We start from the raw sequence: 15,880 nt of genomic DNA, 5'->3' as shown, positions 1-15,880 counted from the left end.
GAAATTACTGGCCGGTACAACCATCACATGAGCCAGGCACTACACGATCTCCTCGATCTGCTCGACCTCGAGCAGATCGAGGAGAACATCTTCCGCGGCCAGTCCCGGTCCGCCGTCGTTCCACGCGTCTTCGGCGGACAGGTCGCGGCCCAGGCGCTCGTCGCCGCCGGGCGGACGGTCCCCGAGGACCGACTCGCCCACTCCCTGCACGCGTACTTCCTGCGCATCGGCGACCCCGGCGCGCCCATCGTCTACACCGTCGACCGCATGAACGACGGCCGCTCCTTTACGGCCCGCCGGGTGGTCGCCGTCCAGCACGGACAGCCGATCTTCGCCCTGTCCGCCTCCTTCCAGCGCGTGGAGGAGGGCTTCGAGCACCAGACCCCGATGCCCGACGCCCCCGACCCCGCGACGCTCCCCACCTCCGAGGAACGGCTGAGCGGCTACGGCCATCTCGACCGCGCTGTCGTGGAGAAGTTCCTGGAGGCACGCGCCGCCGTCGATGTGCGCTACGTCGACGAACCCCCGTACGGGAAGTTCGGCGAGCCGCGCGAACCGCACTCCCAGGTGTGGTTCCGCACCAACGGCAAGCTGGGCGACGACCCGCTGCTGCACGTCGTACTCGCCACGTACGTCTCCGACATGACGCTGCTGGACTCGGTCCTGCTGGCGCACGGGCGTGGGGGATGGGCCGTAGGGGACGTGGTGGGCGCGTCCCTGGACCATGCGATGTGGTTCCACCGCCCGTTCCGTGCCGACGAGTGGCTGCTGTACGACCAGCAGTCCCCGTCGGCCTCCGGCGGCCGCGGCCTCGGTCAGGCCCGCATCTACACCCAGGACGGCCGCCTGGCCATCTCGGTCATCCAGGAGGGCGTGGTCCGCGCCCCCCGGGGTTAGACCAGCCCGGCCTCCGCCAGCAGATACGCCGTCATCGGGTCGTAGTAGCGGGGGCTGACCACATGGTCGTCGAGCGGGACCGCCACCTGGAGGGTCCCCTCGGCCTCCGCGATGAAGAGGGCCGGGTCGTTGCAGTCGGCGTAGCCCACGGAGTCGACGCCGTGCCGGCCCGCGTACCCCGCCCAGCCGTGGTCGGCGACGACCAGGTCGGGCAGCGGGTCGCCGAGCCGCTCAAGGGCGGTGAGGATCGCCTTCATCGGTTCGCCGGAGTGGGTGTGCCACAGGGTGGCGCCGTGCTCCAGCATCGCCACGTCCGCGAACTGCATGACGTATCCCTCGTCCGTCTGCAGCCCGTCCGGGATGACCACGATCTCGCAGCCGGCCGTGCGCAGGGCGGCGGCCGTGGCGCGGTGCACATCGAGGAGGCCGCCGGGGTGGCCGGTGGCGAACAGCACGCGCTGGCCGCCGTCGGCCGCCTTGCGCAGCCGGCCCGCCATCCGCTCAAGACCCGCGACCGTCAGTTCGGGGTCGATGGTGTCCTGGCCGTAGCGGTACTCCGGGTCGTCGTTCACCCCGACCCGCTCCGCCATCACCGCGAGCACGTCCTGCTCGTCGGTCCAGCGGTCACCCAGCTCCAGGCCGAGCCACCAGTTGCGCTCGCCGTTCGCCAGCTTGCGGTAATGGGAGAGGTTGTTCTCGCGGGGGGTGGCGACGTCGCCCGCGATACGGGTTCTGACGAGGTGTTCGACGAGCTCGGCGCGGCTGGGTGTCCCGGGTATCGGCATGTGTCCCATTGTGGGGCAGACCCCTGTGGGCGCGCGGGGTGTCCCGGACGCTGGGACGCGGGTCACTGACGGAGGGCGAACCACAGCTCCATGCGTACGTCGGGGTCGTCGAGGTCCGTGTCGAGCAACGCCGCGCACCTCGCGATGCGCTGGCGGACGGTGTTGCGGTGCACGGCGAGGGCGACGGCGGTGCGGTCCCAACTGCCGTGCAGGGAGAGCCAGGTGCGGAGCGTGTCGACCAGCGCGGGGGTGTGGGCGATGGGTTGGAGGAGGGCGCGGGCGTGGGCCTCGGCCTCGTCGTGCGGGACGAGTTCGGCGAGGGCGGGGTGGGTGCCGTGGCGGGCGAGCGGGGTGCGGGTGGCTCGGGCGCGGGCCAGTGCGCGGGCGGCGCGGGTGTCTGCGGCGGGCCACTCTTCGGGGGTTGCGGGGTCGCTGACGCCCAGGGTCCAGCCGGGTTGGGGGGCGGGGTCGCGGTCGGCGGGGACGAGGATGCGTACGACGTCTTTCGCGAGGTCGACGAGGGGGGAGCCGAGGGTGGCGCCCAGGGCGGAGGCGGCTACGGGGTCGGGGGCGGTAGGGGTGTCGGGGCGGGCGTGTACGACTCGCCAGTTGGCCGTGCCGAGGAGGGGGGCCACGTCTCCCGGTGCGGCGCCGAGCAGCAGGCGGACCAGCGCGGAGGTGCGGGCTGCCCCTGTGCCGCTCTGTTGTTCTCCGGTGAGGAGGGAGAGGAGTACGGCGGCGACTGAGGCGATGGTGTGGTCGGCGGGGTCCCTTTGGGGGGCGGCTACGCCGAGGACGAAGCCATGTCCTGGGCCCAGGGCGTATGCGGCGAGGTGGGTGTCCGCGACTGTGTCTGTCGCCGAGGTGGGGGTGGGTGTCGCTTGCCCGCGCCCGCGGGGTGCCGCTTCTTTGGCAGCGGGCGCCGCCCCAGCGGCACGACTGCCCGCAGCTAGGGCGGATGGGGCGGCGCCGCTGCGCGCAGCTGCGGCCGAGTCCGTGCTGCCCGCGGCTGCGTCTGCGGCGGCATCCGCCCTCCGCGGACGTACCACCCCCGCCAGCTCCGCCAGCGCCCCCTCCGCCTCCGCCCCCGGGTCCCGTCCCGCCGACGTCACCAGGGTGCCCTCGGGGCCGTACAGCCCCGCCCATCCCCCCACCCGCTGAGCCAGCTGCCGCAGCACCGACGGCACCGGATCCGGGCGTGAAGCCGCCGCCGCCAGGCTCTGCTGGGCCTCTGTTACCCGGCGGAGTTCGGCCAGGCGGGCCTGGGCCATGAGTTGCCAGACCGCCCTTGCCACTCCCGAGAATGTGGTCTGCGGGGGGACCTCCAGGAGCGGGAGGTCGTAGGACTCGCACGCCGCCACCAGTGCTCGCGGCACCGTGTCGTGGACCGGGGCCAGGCCGAAGCCGAGAGCCGTGCCGCCTGCCGCGACGATTCGGGAGACGTAGTCGTCGAAGTACGTGCCCGAGCCGGCCGCCTCCGGGATGTGGACTCCCGCCGTGAGCAGGAGCTCGCCGCCCAGCAGGTACGGGTACGGGTCCGCCATCTCCGATGTGTGGGCCCAGTGGATCACGATGTCGGGATCCGTCGGGCCCGCGATCTGGCGCAGGGAGAGGTCCTCTCGGGCCAGGAGCGCCGACAGCGGTACCGGTGGGGTGGGTGGGACCGACGGATCCGGCATGGTGTGCGTTCCCTCCACTCCGTACAGCCTCAATGGATGAAACGTACACTTCGCAGTCGCTTTCCGGCCACCTAAGGTCGGTCCAGACCGGCAGCCGCGGGTACGGGCGGATGTCCCCGCGAACCGCTGCCACAGTCCCCCGGTATCTGCACGACACGCCACCGACAGTGCGCGAAGGAGCCCTCATGGCCGTCGACTACACAGTGATCGTCGTCTATCTGGTCGGCATGCTTGCCATGGGCTGGTGGGGCATGCGCCGCGCCAAGTCCAAGAGCGAGTTCCTGGTCGCCGGGCGTCGGCTCGGTCCGGCCATGTACTCGGGCACCATGGCCGCCATCGTCCTCGGCGGCGCGTCCACCATCGGCGGCGTCGGCCTCGGGTACCAGTACGGGCTCTCCGGCGCCTGGATGGTCTTCACCATCGGCCTCGGGCTCCTCGCCCTCTCCGTCTTCTTCTCCGCCCGGATCGCCCGGCTCAAGGTCTACACCGTCTCCGAGATGCTCGATCTCCGGTACGGCGGCCGGGCCGGCGTGATCTCCGGCCTGGTCATGTGGGCGTACACCCTCATGCTCGCCGTCACCTCGACGATCGCCTACGCCACGATCTTCGACGTGCTCTTCGACATGAACCGCACGCTCGCCATCGTCCTCGGCGGCTCGATCGTCGTGGCGTACTCCACGCTCGGCGGCATGTGGTCGATCACCCTCACCGACATGGTGCAGTTCGTGGTGAAGACCATCGGCGTGCTCCTGCTGCTGCTCCCCATCGCCGTCGTCAAGGCCGGTGGGTTCAGTGAGATGAAGGCACAGCTGCCCACCGAGTACTTCGACCCGCTGGGCATCGGCGGCGAGACGATCTTCACCTACGTGCTCATCTACACCTTCGGCATGCTCATCGGGCAGGACATCTGGCAGCGCGTCTTCACCGCGCGCAGCGACCGGACCGCCAAGTGGGGCGGCACGGTGGCCGGAACCTACTGCCTCGTCTACGCCCTCGCCGGCGCCGTCATCGGTACGGCAGCCAAGGTGCTCTACCCGAACCTGGCCAGCGCCGACGACGCCTTCGCCACCATCGTCAAGGACGAACTCCCCATGGGTGTTCGGGGCTTGGTGCTGGCCGCGGCCCTGGCCGCCGTGATGTCGACCTCCTCCGGCGCGCTCATCGCCTGCGCCACCGTCGCCAACAACGACATCTGGTCGCGGCTGCGCGGCATAGTCAAGCCCGGGGGCGAAGAGCACGACGAGGTCAAGGGCAACCGCGTCTTCATCCTCATCATGGGTCTCGCGGTCATCGCCACGGCCATCGCGCTGAACAATGTCGTCGAGGCGCTGACGGTCGCGTACAACCTCCTCGTCGGCGGACTGCTCGTACCGATCCTCGGCGGGCTGCTGTGGAAGCGCGGCACCGCCCAGGGCGCCCTCGCCTCGGTGGTCGTCGGCGGCCTCGCGGTCGTCGGCCTGATGGCGACGTACGGAATCCTCGCCAACGAACCCGTCTACTACGGCCTGCTGTCTTCCCTCGCGGCCTACGTCGCCGTCTCCTTGATGACAAAGCCCACCGACGCCGCAGTCCTCGCCGCCTGGCGCGAGCGCCTCGCCGGACGGGCACCCGAACCCGAACTCGCGTCCGACCCCGTCCCGGCTCACCAGTAGAGTCGTAGGCATATGTACATACGCGACGAAGCGTAGGAAAGAAGGCAGTTCCCCATGAGTAGCAACGAGACGCCCCGCGGCCCCGTCGACTCCTCCCGCATCCCGCGGTACGCCGGTCCCGCGACCTTCGCCCGGCTGCCGCGCCTGGACGAGGTCGGCACCGCCGATGTCGCCGTGGTCGGCGTGCCCTTCGACTCGGGCGTCTCGTACCGGCCGGGCGCCCGCTTCGGCGGCAACGCCATCCGTGAGGCGTCCCGGCTGCTGCGCCCCTACAACCCGGCGCAGGACGCGTCCCCGTTCGCGCTGGCCCAGGTGGCGGACGGCGGTGACATCGCCGTGAACCCGTTCAACATCAACGAGGCCGTCGAGACGATCGAGGCCGCGGCGGACGAGCTGCTGGGGACGGGGGCGCGGATGATGACCCTCGGCGGCGACCACACCATCGCGCTGCCGCTGCTGAGGTCCGTGGCCAAGAAGCACGGTCCCGTCGCCCTGCTCCACTTCGACGCCCACCTCGACACCTGGGACACGTACTTCGGTGCGGAGTACACCCACGGCACCCCCTTCAGGCGCGCGGTGGAGGAGGGCATCCTCGACACCTCGGCGCTGTCGCACGTCGGCACCCGCGGCCCGCTGTACGGCAAGCAGGACCTCACCGACGACGAGAAGATGGGCTTCGGCATCGTCACCTCCTCCGACGTCTACCGCCGGGGTGCCGACGAGATCGCCGACCAGCTGCGCCAGCGCATCGGCGACCGCCCGCTCTACATCTCCATCGACATCGACTGCCTGGACCCGGCCCACGCGCCCGGCACCGGCACCCCCGAGGCGGGCGGCATGACCTCCCGCGAGCTGCTGGAGATCCTGCGCGGACTCGCCTCGTGCAACCTCGTCTCGGCGGACGTCGTCGAGGTGGCGCCCGCGTACGATCACGCCGAGATCACGTCGGTGGCCGCGTCCCACACGGCGTACGAACTGACCACGATCATGTCCCGCCAGATTGCAGAGGCCCGCGCGAAGTGACTCACGACCACGACCTGGTACTCCGACCGACGGAGGCACAGATTTCGGCAGCGCTGAACCCGCCTCCCGGGCGCAACGGCGGAGACCTGGTCGTGGAGACGCTGGCCGGGCTCGGGGCGACGACCGTCTTCGGCCTGCCCGGCCAGCACGCCCTCGGCATGTTCGACGCACTGCGCCGGAGCGATCTGCGGTACGTCGGTCTGCGCGTCGAGAACAACGCCGGGTTCGCGGCGGACGCGTACGGCCGGATCACCGGTGAGGCGGCGCCCCTGCTGCTGTCGACCGGCCCGGGCGCGCTGACCTCACTGGCGGCGCTCCAGGAGGCGGCGGCCGCTTCGGCCCCGGTGCTGGCGATCAGCAGCCAGATCCCTACGGCGGGTCTGGGCGGCGGCCGACATGGGTATTTGCATGAACTCCCCGACCAGGCGGCCTCGTTCAGGGGCGTGGTGAAGTCGGTTCACACGGTTCGTGCGCAGTCCCAGATCCCGTCCGCCGTCGCCGCCGCCTGGAAGTCGGCGCTGACCGCCCCGCACGGCCCGGTGTGGGTGGAGATCCCGCAGGACGTGCTGCTCGCCGAGACCTCGGTCCCGGTGGTGACGGGCGGCGACGTCTTCCCGGACGAGCTGCCTCCGCGTCCCGAACTGACCGCGGTGGCAGCCGACTTGCTGTCGAACGCGGCCCGCCCGGCAATCATCGCGGGCGGGGGAGTGGTAAGGGCGGACGCTTCGCGCAAACTGCGGCAGCTCGCCGAGCTGCTGCAAGCTCCGGTCGTCACGACCCCCGGAGGCAAGGGCGCCTTCCCGTGGACGCATCCGCTCTCCCTCCAGTCCTGGATCGAGGACCGGTACACCACGGACTTCCTGGAGGACGCGGACGTACTGCTGGTGATCGGTTCGGGACTCGGTGAACTCTCCTCGAACTACCACACGTTCAAGCCGCGGGGCCGGGTCATCCAGATCGAGGCCGACCTCGGGAAGCTGGAGTCCAACCACCCGGCGCTCGGCATCCACGCGGACGCACGGCTCGCGTTGCAGGCGCTGCTGGAGACGGTGACGGAACGGCCGGACGCCTCGGCCGCCGATCGGGTACGGGACGTGCTGTCCCGGGTGACGGAGCGCATCGCCTCCCAGGAACTCACCCTGGAACAGGAGGTGTTGGCGTCGGTCCGCAGGGCCTTGCCCGCCGACTCGCCCTCCTTCTGGGACATGACGATCCTGGCGTACTGGGCCTGGTCGGCCTTCGATGCCAAGGGCCCGAACCGGATGCACTCCGCCCAGGGCGCCGGCGGCCTCGGCTACGGCTTCCCGGCGGCGCTGGGCGCGGCGGCGGCCGATCCGACCCGCCCGGTACTGGCGGTGTCGGGCGACGGCGGTGCGCTGTACTCCATCGCGGAGCTGGCGACGGCGAGGCAGTACGACCTTCCGGTGACCTGGCTGATCGTCGACGACGGCGGCTACGGCATCCTGCGCGAGTACATGACGGACGCCTTCGGCCAGGCCACGGCGACCGAGCTGACCCGCCCGGACTATGTGGCGCTGGCCGAGTCCTTCGGCGTCCCGGGGGTGCGGACCACCCCCGAGACGCTCGAGTCCGACTTGGCGAAGGCGCTGGCGTCACCGGGTCCGTCGGTGGTCGTACTCCCGGCGGTGCTGCGGATGTTCGCGCCTACGCATCTGTAAGGCGGTCCGAGACCTACCAGATCGCTTCGACCCACTCCGGGTGGTCGATGAACGGGTTCCGGTTGCCCTGGTAGTTGGTGTAGATGAGCTGGTTGCGGCGCTCCTCGAAGGCGCTCGGCGGGTCCTCGTCGTTCCAGGCCTTCAGGACGGACAGCCGGCCGTGGAAGCGGGTGCTGCCGTTGTTGACCGAGTCGTTGGGCTCGAGGTCGACCCAGCTGTCGTCGCCCTCGTAACGGACGGCCATGTAGAGGATCATCCGGGCCACGTCGCCCTTGACGGCGTCACGGGGCTCGAAGGAGTTGGAGTCGACGAGGCTGCCGCCGCAGTTGGTGCAGCTGCTGCCGCCGTTGTCGAAGTCCAGGTTGCCGCGGATGGAGTTGACCTGGACGTCCTCGGGACGCAGATGGTGCAGGTCGGTGCCCGGGCCCGCGGAGGTGCCGAAGTCGCCGTGGGACTGGGCCCAGACGTGCTCGCGGTTCCAGTTGCCGGTGCTGCCACCGTTGAGCGACTTGCTGCGGGAGATGCCCGAGTACAGCAGGATCACGTTGCTGCTGTTGTTCGGGTCCTGGTCGGTGACCTTCAGGGCCTCCCAGACTGCCGAGTACGACAGCTTGGTCTGAGGGCTGATGATCGTGTGCAGCGAGCTCTTGAGGCTGGTGCCCGTCTTGCCGATCGCGTTCTTGTAGTACGTGCTGTCGTACGCGGTCGTGGTGGCCGCGGCGGGGGTCGCGGTGAGGGCGGGGACGCTGAGGCCGACCAGGACGGTGGCGGTGGCGAGGGCCACCGACTTCCAGCGGCGTATGTGTGTCGCCAGCATGAGGGGGAGTCCCATCTACGCGGGTTGAATGGAGGCGGCAAGTGGGAGAGTGACATGCACATGCGGCCGTGTAAATGGATGCTGCGTGTCCATTGCGTGACTGGAAACGACAAATCGGGCCTTGTCTACGCGAGTTGACACGCGAAAACGGACCCCGGCCGGAAGGCTGGGGTCCGTTCTGGGTCCGTTCTGGGTCCGCTGGGTCAGCTGATGTCCGAGGGGTCCAGGCGCTAGATCGCCGACGTGGTCGAATCCGACGTCGAGCTGTCGCCGTACTCGCTCGCCTTCACGGCCGTGCCGTGCTGCTGCACCCACTCGGTGACCTCGGTGCTGAGGCCGGAGCCGCCGCCCATGCCTTGGCCGCCGAGCTGGATGTAGTGCAACTTGCCTGCCTTCACCAGCTCCTTGAGCTTGGCGAGGGTCATCGCCTGGTCCGATCCGGACCAGCCCCACATGGAGATCACGGGTTCACCGCTGCTCATGATGAGCTGGGCGGCACTCTGGGAACTGGACACCGCGAGCAGCCAAGTGGCGCCGTCCTGGTGCTTCTTGAGGTAGGCGATGAGCTCGGAGTCGGCGGTGCCGCCCATGCCGCCGCCGCCCATGCCGCCGGTACGGCCGCCGCCGGGGCCGCCGTTCTGGGAGGTGCCGTTCGGAGACGTGCCGCCCGCGTCGGCGGATCCGTCCTGCTGTGCGCCCCCGTCGGTTCCGTCCTTGGGCGCCCCGCTGGGCATACCGCCGCCCGGGAAGCCACCGGCGGCCTGCCCGTTCTGGCCACCCTGCCCGTTCTGGCCGCCCCGCCCGCCCCCGCCCGGCATGGCTCCGCCGCGCCCGCCCCCACCGAAGCCCCCGCCCCCGGTACTCGGCCCCGCCGTCGGATTCGTACCGCCCATACCCCCCCGGAACCGGACGGGACCGACCACGCATAAGCCGCGGGCCCCGCCACCGCCGCGACGATCGCCGCCGCCACCGAAGCGGCCAGCAACCGCGCCCGGTTGCCGGACCGGAAGACGAACAGGCCGACGATCGCCAGCGCCATGACGACCGCAATGGCAGGCCAGAGCCAGGTGTTCCAGCCGGAGGCCCGGCGCAGCAGCACCACGGCCCACAGGCCCGTGACCGCGAGGGCGAGCGGTAGCACCCACACCCACCGCTTGTCGGCACGGAAGGCACGCAGGAGCATGAGCCCACCGCCCCCGCACAGCGCCGCGATGCCCGGAGCGAGCGCGGTCGTGTAGTACGGGTGCATCGTGCCCTCGGCCATGGCAAAGGTCAGATAGTGCAGGGCAGTCCACCCACCCCACATGACCAGCGAGGCGCGGGTCATATCGGTACGGGGAGCACGGCCGCACCACACCAGCCCGCCGACGCAGGCGATCGCGGCGAAGGGGATCAGCCAGGAGATCTGCCCACCGAGGATGTCGTTGAAGAGCCGCCCGATACCGGCCGTACCGGAGAACCCGCCGCCTCCACCCCCGCCTCCACCGTTGCCGCCACCGTTGCCCTCGCCACCGAAGATCCGCCCGAGGCCGTTGTAGCCCATGATCAGATCCCAGGCGGTGCCGTCGCTGGAACCGCCGATGTAGGGCCGTTCGTCGGCGGGCACGAGGGAGACCGCGGCAGCCCACCAGAAGCTGGAGACCGCCAGCACCACCGCCGCCAGGGCGAGGTTCACGATCCGCTTCACGAGCTTCGGCCTGGCCGCGTACAGATAGACGGCGAAGACGACCGGCAGCGGAATGTACCCCTGAAGCATCTTGGTGTTGAACGCCAACCCGAAGCAGGCCGCCGAGCCGAGCAACGGCAGCAGCTTGCCGTCACGGGTGGCGCGCAGCGCGAGCGCGGCACCGGCGACCTGGTCCCGAACCCGAAGACCCGGCACGACAGCCCCATGACCATCAGCGCGAACGGCGGCTTGTCGGCGATGAGGAAATTCCCCGCGTCCAACGACCCGAAGAACCACGCCTTCCAGCTCTCCGTACCGCTCAGCACGGCCGCGCTGTAGAAGCTGTTGAGGTTCGAGCCGGACAGATTCCAGGAGCGGAGCGCGGGTGAGCGCGGGCTGTGCCGTAGCTGGTGCCCGCCTGTGAATTGACCAAGGGGAAGGTAACGGCTCGTACAACCATTCCCCAACGCCTACAACCTTTCCCTCCGCTCCATGAGTCAACAGGGCATGACTCACCGAATATCCAGACGTGCCAGATGGGTGGCGGGCGGGGTGCTCGTCGCGTCTGTGGCCGCCGTCACACCCGCGAACGCCGCGACCGCGCCCGCCGTCAGCTGTACGTCCGCCAAGGCCGGGCTCGCCGAGAAGCTGAAGAAGGACATCACCGCCGCGCTGGCGACCCGTAAGGGAACCATCGCCGTCGGGGTCTACGACCGGCCCACCAAGACCACTTGCACCCTCCGGCCCTCCACCGCCTTCGACTCCGCCAGCGTGGTGAAGGTCACCGTCCTCGCCACCCTGCTGTGGGACGCGCAGAAGACCGGGCGGGCCCTCACCAGCCGTGAGAAGTCCCTCGCCACGGCCATGATCACCAAGTCGGACAACGCCTCCACGTCCACCCTGTGGCAGCAGCTCGGCGTCACCAAGGTGAAGAACTTCCTCGCCGCGGCGGGCATGACGCAGACCAAGCCCGGCGCCAATGGCTACTGGGGTCTGACCCAGATCACCGCCACCGACGAGCAGAAGCTGATGAAGCTGCTCACCGCGAAGAACTCGGTGCTCACCGACGACTCCCGCTGGTACGTCCGCAAGCTGATGGGCGACGTGATCTCCTCCCAGCGCTGGGGCACGCCCTACGGAGCGCCCTCCGACGTCATCGTGCACGTCAAGAACGGCTGGCTGCAGCGCGCCACCAACGGCTGGCGGGTGCACAGCGTCGGCACCTTCAAGGGCGGCGGGCACGACTACCTGATCACGGTGCTGACCCACGGCAACAGCACCATGAACTACGGCATCACGACCATCCAGGGCGTCGCCAAGGTCGTACACCGGGATCTCACCGCGAGTTGACGTCTGGCGGTCTCCCGCCCTTCACCGGCCCGCCCTACGGTGACCTCCATGCGCATGAGATCCGTACTCGCGACCGCCACCGCGGCGCTGGCGGCGGCCGCCTGTCTGACCGCCGCCGGTCCTTCCCACGCCAACGGCCCGCAGCACAACGCCTGTTCGCCGTACGTCTCCATCGACCGCTTCTCCGACGCGCTCGACAAGACGACGTACCAGGGCACGTTCGTGGGCAACTTCTCCGCGCTCGCGGTGGACCGGGACGGGTCCCTCGCGGCCGTGTCCGACCGTTCCGCGCTCTTCTCCCTGGACGCCGACACGCTCGCCCCGCGCGGTGTGGTCGCGCTCGCCGACGAGAACGGCGCCGCCCTCGACTCCGAGGGCCTGGTCGTCGACCGGGACGGCACGCGGCTGATCAGCACCGAGGGCGAACCGGCCGTCCGGCGCTACGACACCGACGGCCGCATCCTCGACCGCCTCCCGGTACCGGACGCGCTCCGGGTCGCCCCTGCCGGGCGGGCCGTCTCCAACGGCACCTTCGAGGGCCTGACCTGGTTCCGCGGTGGGCTGCTCGCGTCCATGGAGTACGCCCTTTCCGGCGACACCGCCGGCATCGTCCGTTTCCAGACCTGGGACCGCGGGCACGGGCGCTTCGCACTCTCCGCCCAGTACGGCTACCGCGCCGACACCGGCCTCGGCGTCCCGGAGGTCACCGCCCTCCCCGACGGCCGACTCCTCGTCCTCGAACGCGGCTTCACCTCCGGCGTCGGCAACACCGTCCGGCTCTATCTGGCCGACCCGCGCCGTGCGACGGACACGTCCGGTGTCGAGAACCTGACGGGGCAGAGCGGGGTGCGTCTCATCAAGAAGACGCTGCTCGCCGACATCGCGGCCTGCCCGGACCTCGGTGCCACCGCCAAGCAACCGCAGCCGAATCCGCTGCTCGACAACATCGAGGCCATGACGATCACCGGGCGCACGCACGGCGGCCGTCTGAACGTCCTTCTGGCCAGCGACGACAACCAGAACTCGGTTCAGACGACCCGCTTCTACTATCTCCGGGTGCGCGTCTAGCGAGGCAGCGCGTCAGCCGGCCAGTTCCGCCACGCCCGCCTGCGCGAACTTCTCGTCCAGCGTTCCGGACGGGGCGCCTGCCACGCCGATGCCCGCGATCGGGGCGTTGTTCGCGGTGACGGGAGCGCCGCCGCCGAGGAACAGGGTGCCCGGGATGTCCTTCAGGTTCGGGGTCTGCTCAAGGCGCTTGACCAGCTCCGAGGTGGGCGCGTTCCAGGAGACCGCGGTGAAGGCCTTGCGGATCGCGGACTCGTACGACTGCGGGCCCGCGCCGTCGCCGCGCAGGGTGACCAGGGTGTTGCCGTTGCGGTCGACGACGGCCACGGAGACCCGCTGGTTCTCCTTCTCCGCCGCGTCCAGGGCGGCCTCGGCGGCCTCGGTGGCGGCCTTGACCGACAGGTGCGTGGAGGTGACCGTGTCCGACGACTTCACGGCGGCGGCGGGGCGGGCCGGGGTCGTGGCGCCGGCGGAGACGGCCCCGAAGGTACCGGCGGCCACCGCCGCGAGGACGACGCCACCGGTGGCGATACGGGCACGCCGGGAGATCTTCTTCATGGCTGCTCCTGGATCTACTGCGTAGGTGAATCGGGCTTCGGTATCCACCCTCGGGCCGGATCCGGGTCTCACCCGTCGGCGTTCCGGCTGCTCGCGGGGAGCGGGTCGGCTGACCCGGGGGTCATCCGAACGGTTGACCCCGGGGCCGGCGGGGCGGGGGACACTGGAGGTGTTTGCCCAGTTCACCGGTGGGATGGGAGGCCAGAGCGGCATGCGGACACCCAGGCACGACAGCGGGGACAGGCCCGGCGACCCCGACGCCCGCTGGCTCGCCGCCGTCATGCACGCGACCTTCTTCCTGCTGCTCGGCACCTCCATGGCCCGCTACCTCCAGCGCCACGGCGACGAGCCCCGCGCCCCCTGGGTGATCGCCCTGGCCGCGGTCCTTGCGGTGCTGTACGTCATGGGGCGGTTCGGCGACCGGCCGGGGCTCATGGCCGCCCGGCCGACCCCGCCCCGCCTCCTCTGGCTCGGAGCCGTCGTCGCCGTATGGATGGTCCTGGTCGCCCTCGCGCCGAGCTTCGCCTGGGTCGCCGTGCCCCTCTTCTACGTAGCCCTGCGCCACCTTCCGCCGGGCGCCGCGTATGTCCTGGTCGGCGTACTGACCGTGTTCGTGATCGTCGCCCAGCTCCAGCTCGCCCCCCGCTTCGACCTCGACCTGGTCGTGGGCCCCGCGGCCGTCGCCGGGTTCGCCACCGCGATCTTCGTGCATCTGCGCCTGCAGGCGGCCCGGCAGCGCGCGCTGATCGACGACCTGGTCCGCACCCGCCGGGAACTGGCGGCCACCGAGCGCCGCGAGGGCACCCTCGCCGAACGCCAGCGGCTCGCCATGGAGATCCACGACACCCTCGCCCAGGGCCTGTCCAGCCAGCAGATGCTGCTCCAGGCCGCCGAGCGGGTCTGGGAGTCGGACCCGGACAAGGCCCGCGCGCATGTTCGTACCGCCGAGTCCGTCGCCGAGCACAATCTCGCCGAGGCCCGTCGCTTCGTGCACGATCTCGCGCCCGCCGATCTGGCCCGGGGCGGCGGACTCGGTGAGGCGCTGCGGACGCTCGCCGCCCGGGAGTCCGGCGACCGGCTCACCGTCCGCGTCCACATCGACGACGGCGGTCGCGCCCCCGAGCTGCCCGACCGAGTCCAGTCGGCGCTGCTGCGGATTGCGCAGGGCGCGCTGGCGAACGTAAGGGAGCACTCCGGGGCCACCGCCGCCGCGCTGACCCTCACGCTCCTCGACGACCAGGCCGTCCTGGACATCGCCGATGACGGCCACGGCTTCGAGCCGGCGGCGCTGTCGGAGACCCCGGCCGGGGTGCGGGGGCACGGCCTGCCCGCGATCCGGGCGCGGGTACGGCAGCTCGGCGGGACGCTGGCCGTGGAGTCGGCGCCGGGCGAGGGCACGGTCCTGTCGGTCGCGATCCCCCTGGAGAACACGCCATGACCGTACGGATCCTGCTCTGCGACGACCACGCCGTCGTACGGGCCGGGCTGCTCGCCCTCCTCGACAGCGCCCCCGACATCGAGGTCGTCGGCGAGGCGGGCACCGGCGAGGAGGCGCTGGCGCTGGTGGCGAAGCTCACGCCGGACGTCGTCCTGATGGACCTCCAGCTGGGGGAGGGCATCGACGGCGTGGAGACGACTCGCCGCCTGACCTCGAACACGCCGTCCGGCGCCCCCCACGTCCTCGTGCTCACCACCTACGACACCGACGCCGACATCACCCGAGCCATCGAGGCCGGCGCCACCGGCTACCTCCTGAAGGCCGAGCGCCCCGAGGAACTCTTCGCCGCGATCCACGCGGCCGCGCAAGGCCGCACCGCGCTCTCCGCGCCGGTGGCAGGCCGGGTGATGGCCAACCTCCGCAACCCCCGCCCCACCCTGACCGACCGCGAACGCGAGATCCTCGGCAAGCTCTCCCAGGGCCTCGGCAACCGCGAGATCGCCAAGGCCCTGTTCATCAGCGAGGCCACGGTCAAGACCCACCTCGGCCGCATCTACGACAAGCTCGGCGTGGACACCAGGGCGGGAGCGGTGTCGGTGGCGAAGGAGCAGAGGCTGCTGCCCTGAGGGTCACCAGCCGGGCTTCTCGTACTCGTCGACGGTCCCGTCGCCGTTGTCGTCGTGCATGTAGTCGTAGGCGTCGCCGTGGGTGTCCGTGTAGCGCATGCACCTGCCCTCCGCACGCAGCTCGGGCTTGTCGCTGTACCACCCCAGGTGGACGGTGATCCGGACGCCGTCGTCGAGGGTGGTGGCGATGCCGTTCTCGACCTTCTCGACCTTGCGGCCGTCCTCGCGCCAGGCCGCCTCCAGGGCCTTCAGCGCGGCGCGGAAGTCGTCGGTGGTCGCGTAGTCCAGGTCCCAGGTGAAGATCGGCCGGTCCCGGATGACATCACCGTCGTCCCAGCCGAAGTCGTCGACACAGGAGGAGCTGCCCTCCTGGGAGGGGTACGGATCGTCGGCCGGCGCGGGGGACAGTGCCCGGTACACACTGGTACCGGCCTTCGTGGTGGCCCGTACGTGCTCGCGGAACTCGTCGGTCGTGCCCACCGGCCCGCCCGCCACCGCTTCGCACCCCTTGGCGAGCAGCGCGAACAGCGCCACGAGGACGACGGCGACAGCGATGAGCACGGTGTTCTTCTTCATGCTGATGATCAAAGCCGGGCCCCAGTCCATGGCGGCACCGACGTGCTACTCAGGTGTACTGGGCGCAGA

The 15,880-nt window shown here is 70.7% G+C and carries 13 protein-coding genes and 1 pseudogene; 8 read left to right on the top strand and 6 right to left on the bottom strand.

Features of this window, described 5'->3' with window-relative positions:
* The first annotated feature begins 27 nt into the window (after window positions 1-27).
* The gene (locus OHT76_RS16340) at window positions 28-897 is read left to right on the top strand and encodes an acyl-CoA thioesterase (RefSeq protein WP_328871563.1); all 870 of its coding nucleotides are present in this window, start codon (window positions 28-30) and stop codon (window positions 895-897) included.
* Here OHT76_RS16340 and OHT76_RS16335 read toward each other — a convergent pair.
* Both OHT76_RS16335 and OHT76_RS16330 read right to left on the bottom strand, forming a co-directional pair.
* Window positions 894-1,682, bottom strand: coding sequence for a phosphatase (locus OHT76_RS16335; RefSeq protein WP_328871562.1), 789 nt, complete (start codon window positions 1,680-1,682; stop codon window positions 894-896). The two genes, OHT76_RS16340 and OHT76_RS16335, sit on opposite strands and share 4 nt — an antisense overlap.
* 62 nt (window positions 1,683-1,744) lie before the next feature.
* Window positions 1,745-3,361, bottom strand: a complete 1,617-nt coding sequence (locus OHT76_RS16330) for a PucR family transcriptional regulator (RefSeq protein WP_328871561.1) — start codon at window positions 3,359-3,361, stop codon at window positions 1,745-1,747.
* A 185-nt stretch (window positions 3,362-3,546) separates the two neighbouring features.
* On the opposite strand from OHT76_RS16330, the gene OHT76_RS16325 reads away from it, so the two are divergent.
* Genes OHT76_RS16325 through OHT76_RS16315 form a run of 3 tightly spaced genes read left to right on the top strand, consistent with a single transcriptional unit; the run spans window position 3,547 to window position 7,715 of the window.
* Window positions 3,547-5,013, top strand: coding sequence for a sodium:solute symporter (locus OHT76_RS16325; protein WP_328871560.1), 1,467 nt, complete (start codon window positions 3,547-3,549; stop codon window positions 5,011-5,013).
* Window positions 5,014-5,067: 54 nt separating this feature from the next.
* Complete coding sequence (speB, locus tag OHT76_RS16320; protein ID WP_328871559.1) at window positions 5,068-6,036, top strand: agmatinase; 969 nt, start codon at window positions 5,068-5,070, stop codon at window positions 6,034-6,036.
* Entirely contained in the window at window positions 6,033-7,715 is a 1,683-nt protein-coding gene (locus OHT76_RS16315) for a thiamine pyrophosphate-binding protein (protein WP_328871558.1), read from the top strand. Before speB ends, OHT76_RS16315 begins: the two co-directional genes overlap by 4 nt.
* Window positions 7,716-7,728: 13 nt before the next feature.
* Here OHT76_RS16315 and OHT76_RS16310 read toward each other — a convergent pair whose 3' ends face one another.
* Window positions 7,729-8,532 (bottom strand): endonuclease I family protein, encoded by an 804-nt coding sequence (locus OHT76_RS16310; protein ID WP_328876542.1) that lies wholly within the window; start codon window positions 8,530-8,532, stop codon window positions 7,729-7,731.
* 230 nt (window positions 8,533-8,762) lie between these two features.
* Window positions 8,763-10,563: pseudogene (locus OHT76_RS16305) on the bottom strand (glycosyltransferase family 39 protein).
* A gap of 142 nt (window positions 10,564-10,705) precedes the next feature.
* On the opposite strand from OHT76_RS16305, the gene OHT76_RS16300 reads away from it, so the two are divergent.
* Together OHT76_RS16300 and OHT76_RS16295 are read left to right on the top strand one after the other, a co-directional pair.
* Window positions 10,706-11,548, top strand: a complete 843-nt coding sequence (locus OHT76_RS16300; protein ID WP_328871557.1) for a serine hydrolase — start codon at window positions 10,706-10,708, stop codon at window positions 11,546-11,548.
* Between the two features lie 48 nt (window positions 11,549-11,596).
* On the top strand, window positions 11,597-12,616 hold the full coding sequence (locus tag OHT76_RS16295; RefSeq protein ID WP_328871556.1) for an esterase-like activity of phytase family protein: 1,020 nt from the start codon (window positions 11,597-11,599) through the stop codon (window positions 12,614-12,616).
* Window positions 12,617-12,628: 12 nt separating this feature from the next.
* Here the strand turns inward: OHT76_RS16295 and OHT76_RS16290 are convergent, their stop codons facing one another.
* Window positions 12,629-13,171, bottom strand: coding sequence for a GlcG/HbpS family heme-binding protein (locus OHT76_RS16290; protein WP_328871555.1), 543 nt, complete (start codon window positions 13,169-13,171; stop codon window positions 12,629-12,631).
* 211 nt (window positions 13,172-13,382) lie between these two features.
* Here OHT76_RS16290 and OHT76_RS16285 point away from each other — a divergent pair, with 211 nt between their 5' ends.
* Window positions 13,383-14,609 carry a sensor histidine kinase gene (locus OHT76_RS16285; protein ID WP_328871554.1) on the top strand — a complete coding sequence of 409 codons (1,227 nt, stop codon included), beginning with the start codon at window positions 13,383-13,385 and terminating at the stop codon, window positions 14,607-14,609.
* Window positions 14,606-15,235 carry a response regulator transcription factor gene (locus tag OHT76_RS16280; RefSeq protein ID WP_328871553.1) on the top strand — a complete coding sequence of 210 codons (630 nt, stop codon included), beginning with the start codon at window positions 14,606-14,608 and terminating at the stop codon, window positions 15,233-15,235. The genes OHT76_RS16285 and OHT76_RS16280 overlap by 4 nt, the downstream gene beginning before the upstream one ends.
* Before the next feature lie 3 nt (window positions 15,236-15,238).
* On the opposite strand, the gene OHT76_RS16275 is transcribed toward OHT76_RS16280, so the two are convergent.
* Window positions 15,239-15,811 carry a hypothetical protein gene (locus OHT76_RS16275; RefSeq protein WP_328871552.1) on the bottom strand — a complete coding sequence of 191 codons (573 nt, stop codon included), beginning with the start codon at window positions 15,809-15,811 and terminating at the stop codon, window positions 15,239-15,241.
* Window positions 15,812-15,880 lie beyond the last annotated feature (69 nt).

Origin of the sequence: Streptomyces sp. NBC_00287 (genome assembly GCF_036173105.1) — a bacterium.
Classification (GTDB): Bacteria; Actinomycetota; Actinomycetes; order Streptomycetales; family Streptomycetaceae; genus Streptomyces.
This window is presented reverse-complemented; position numbering and strand designations above follow the sequence as displayed.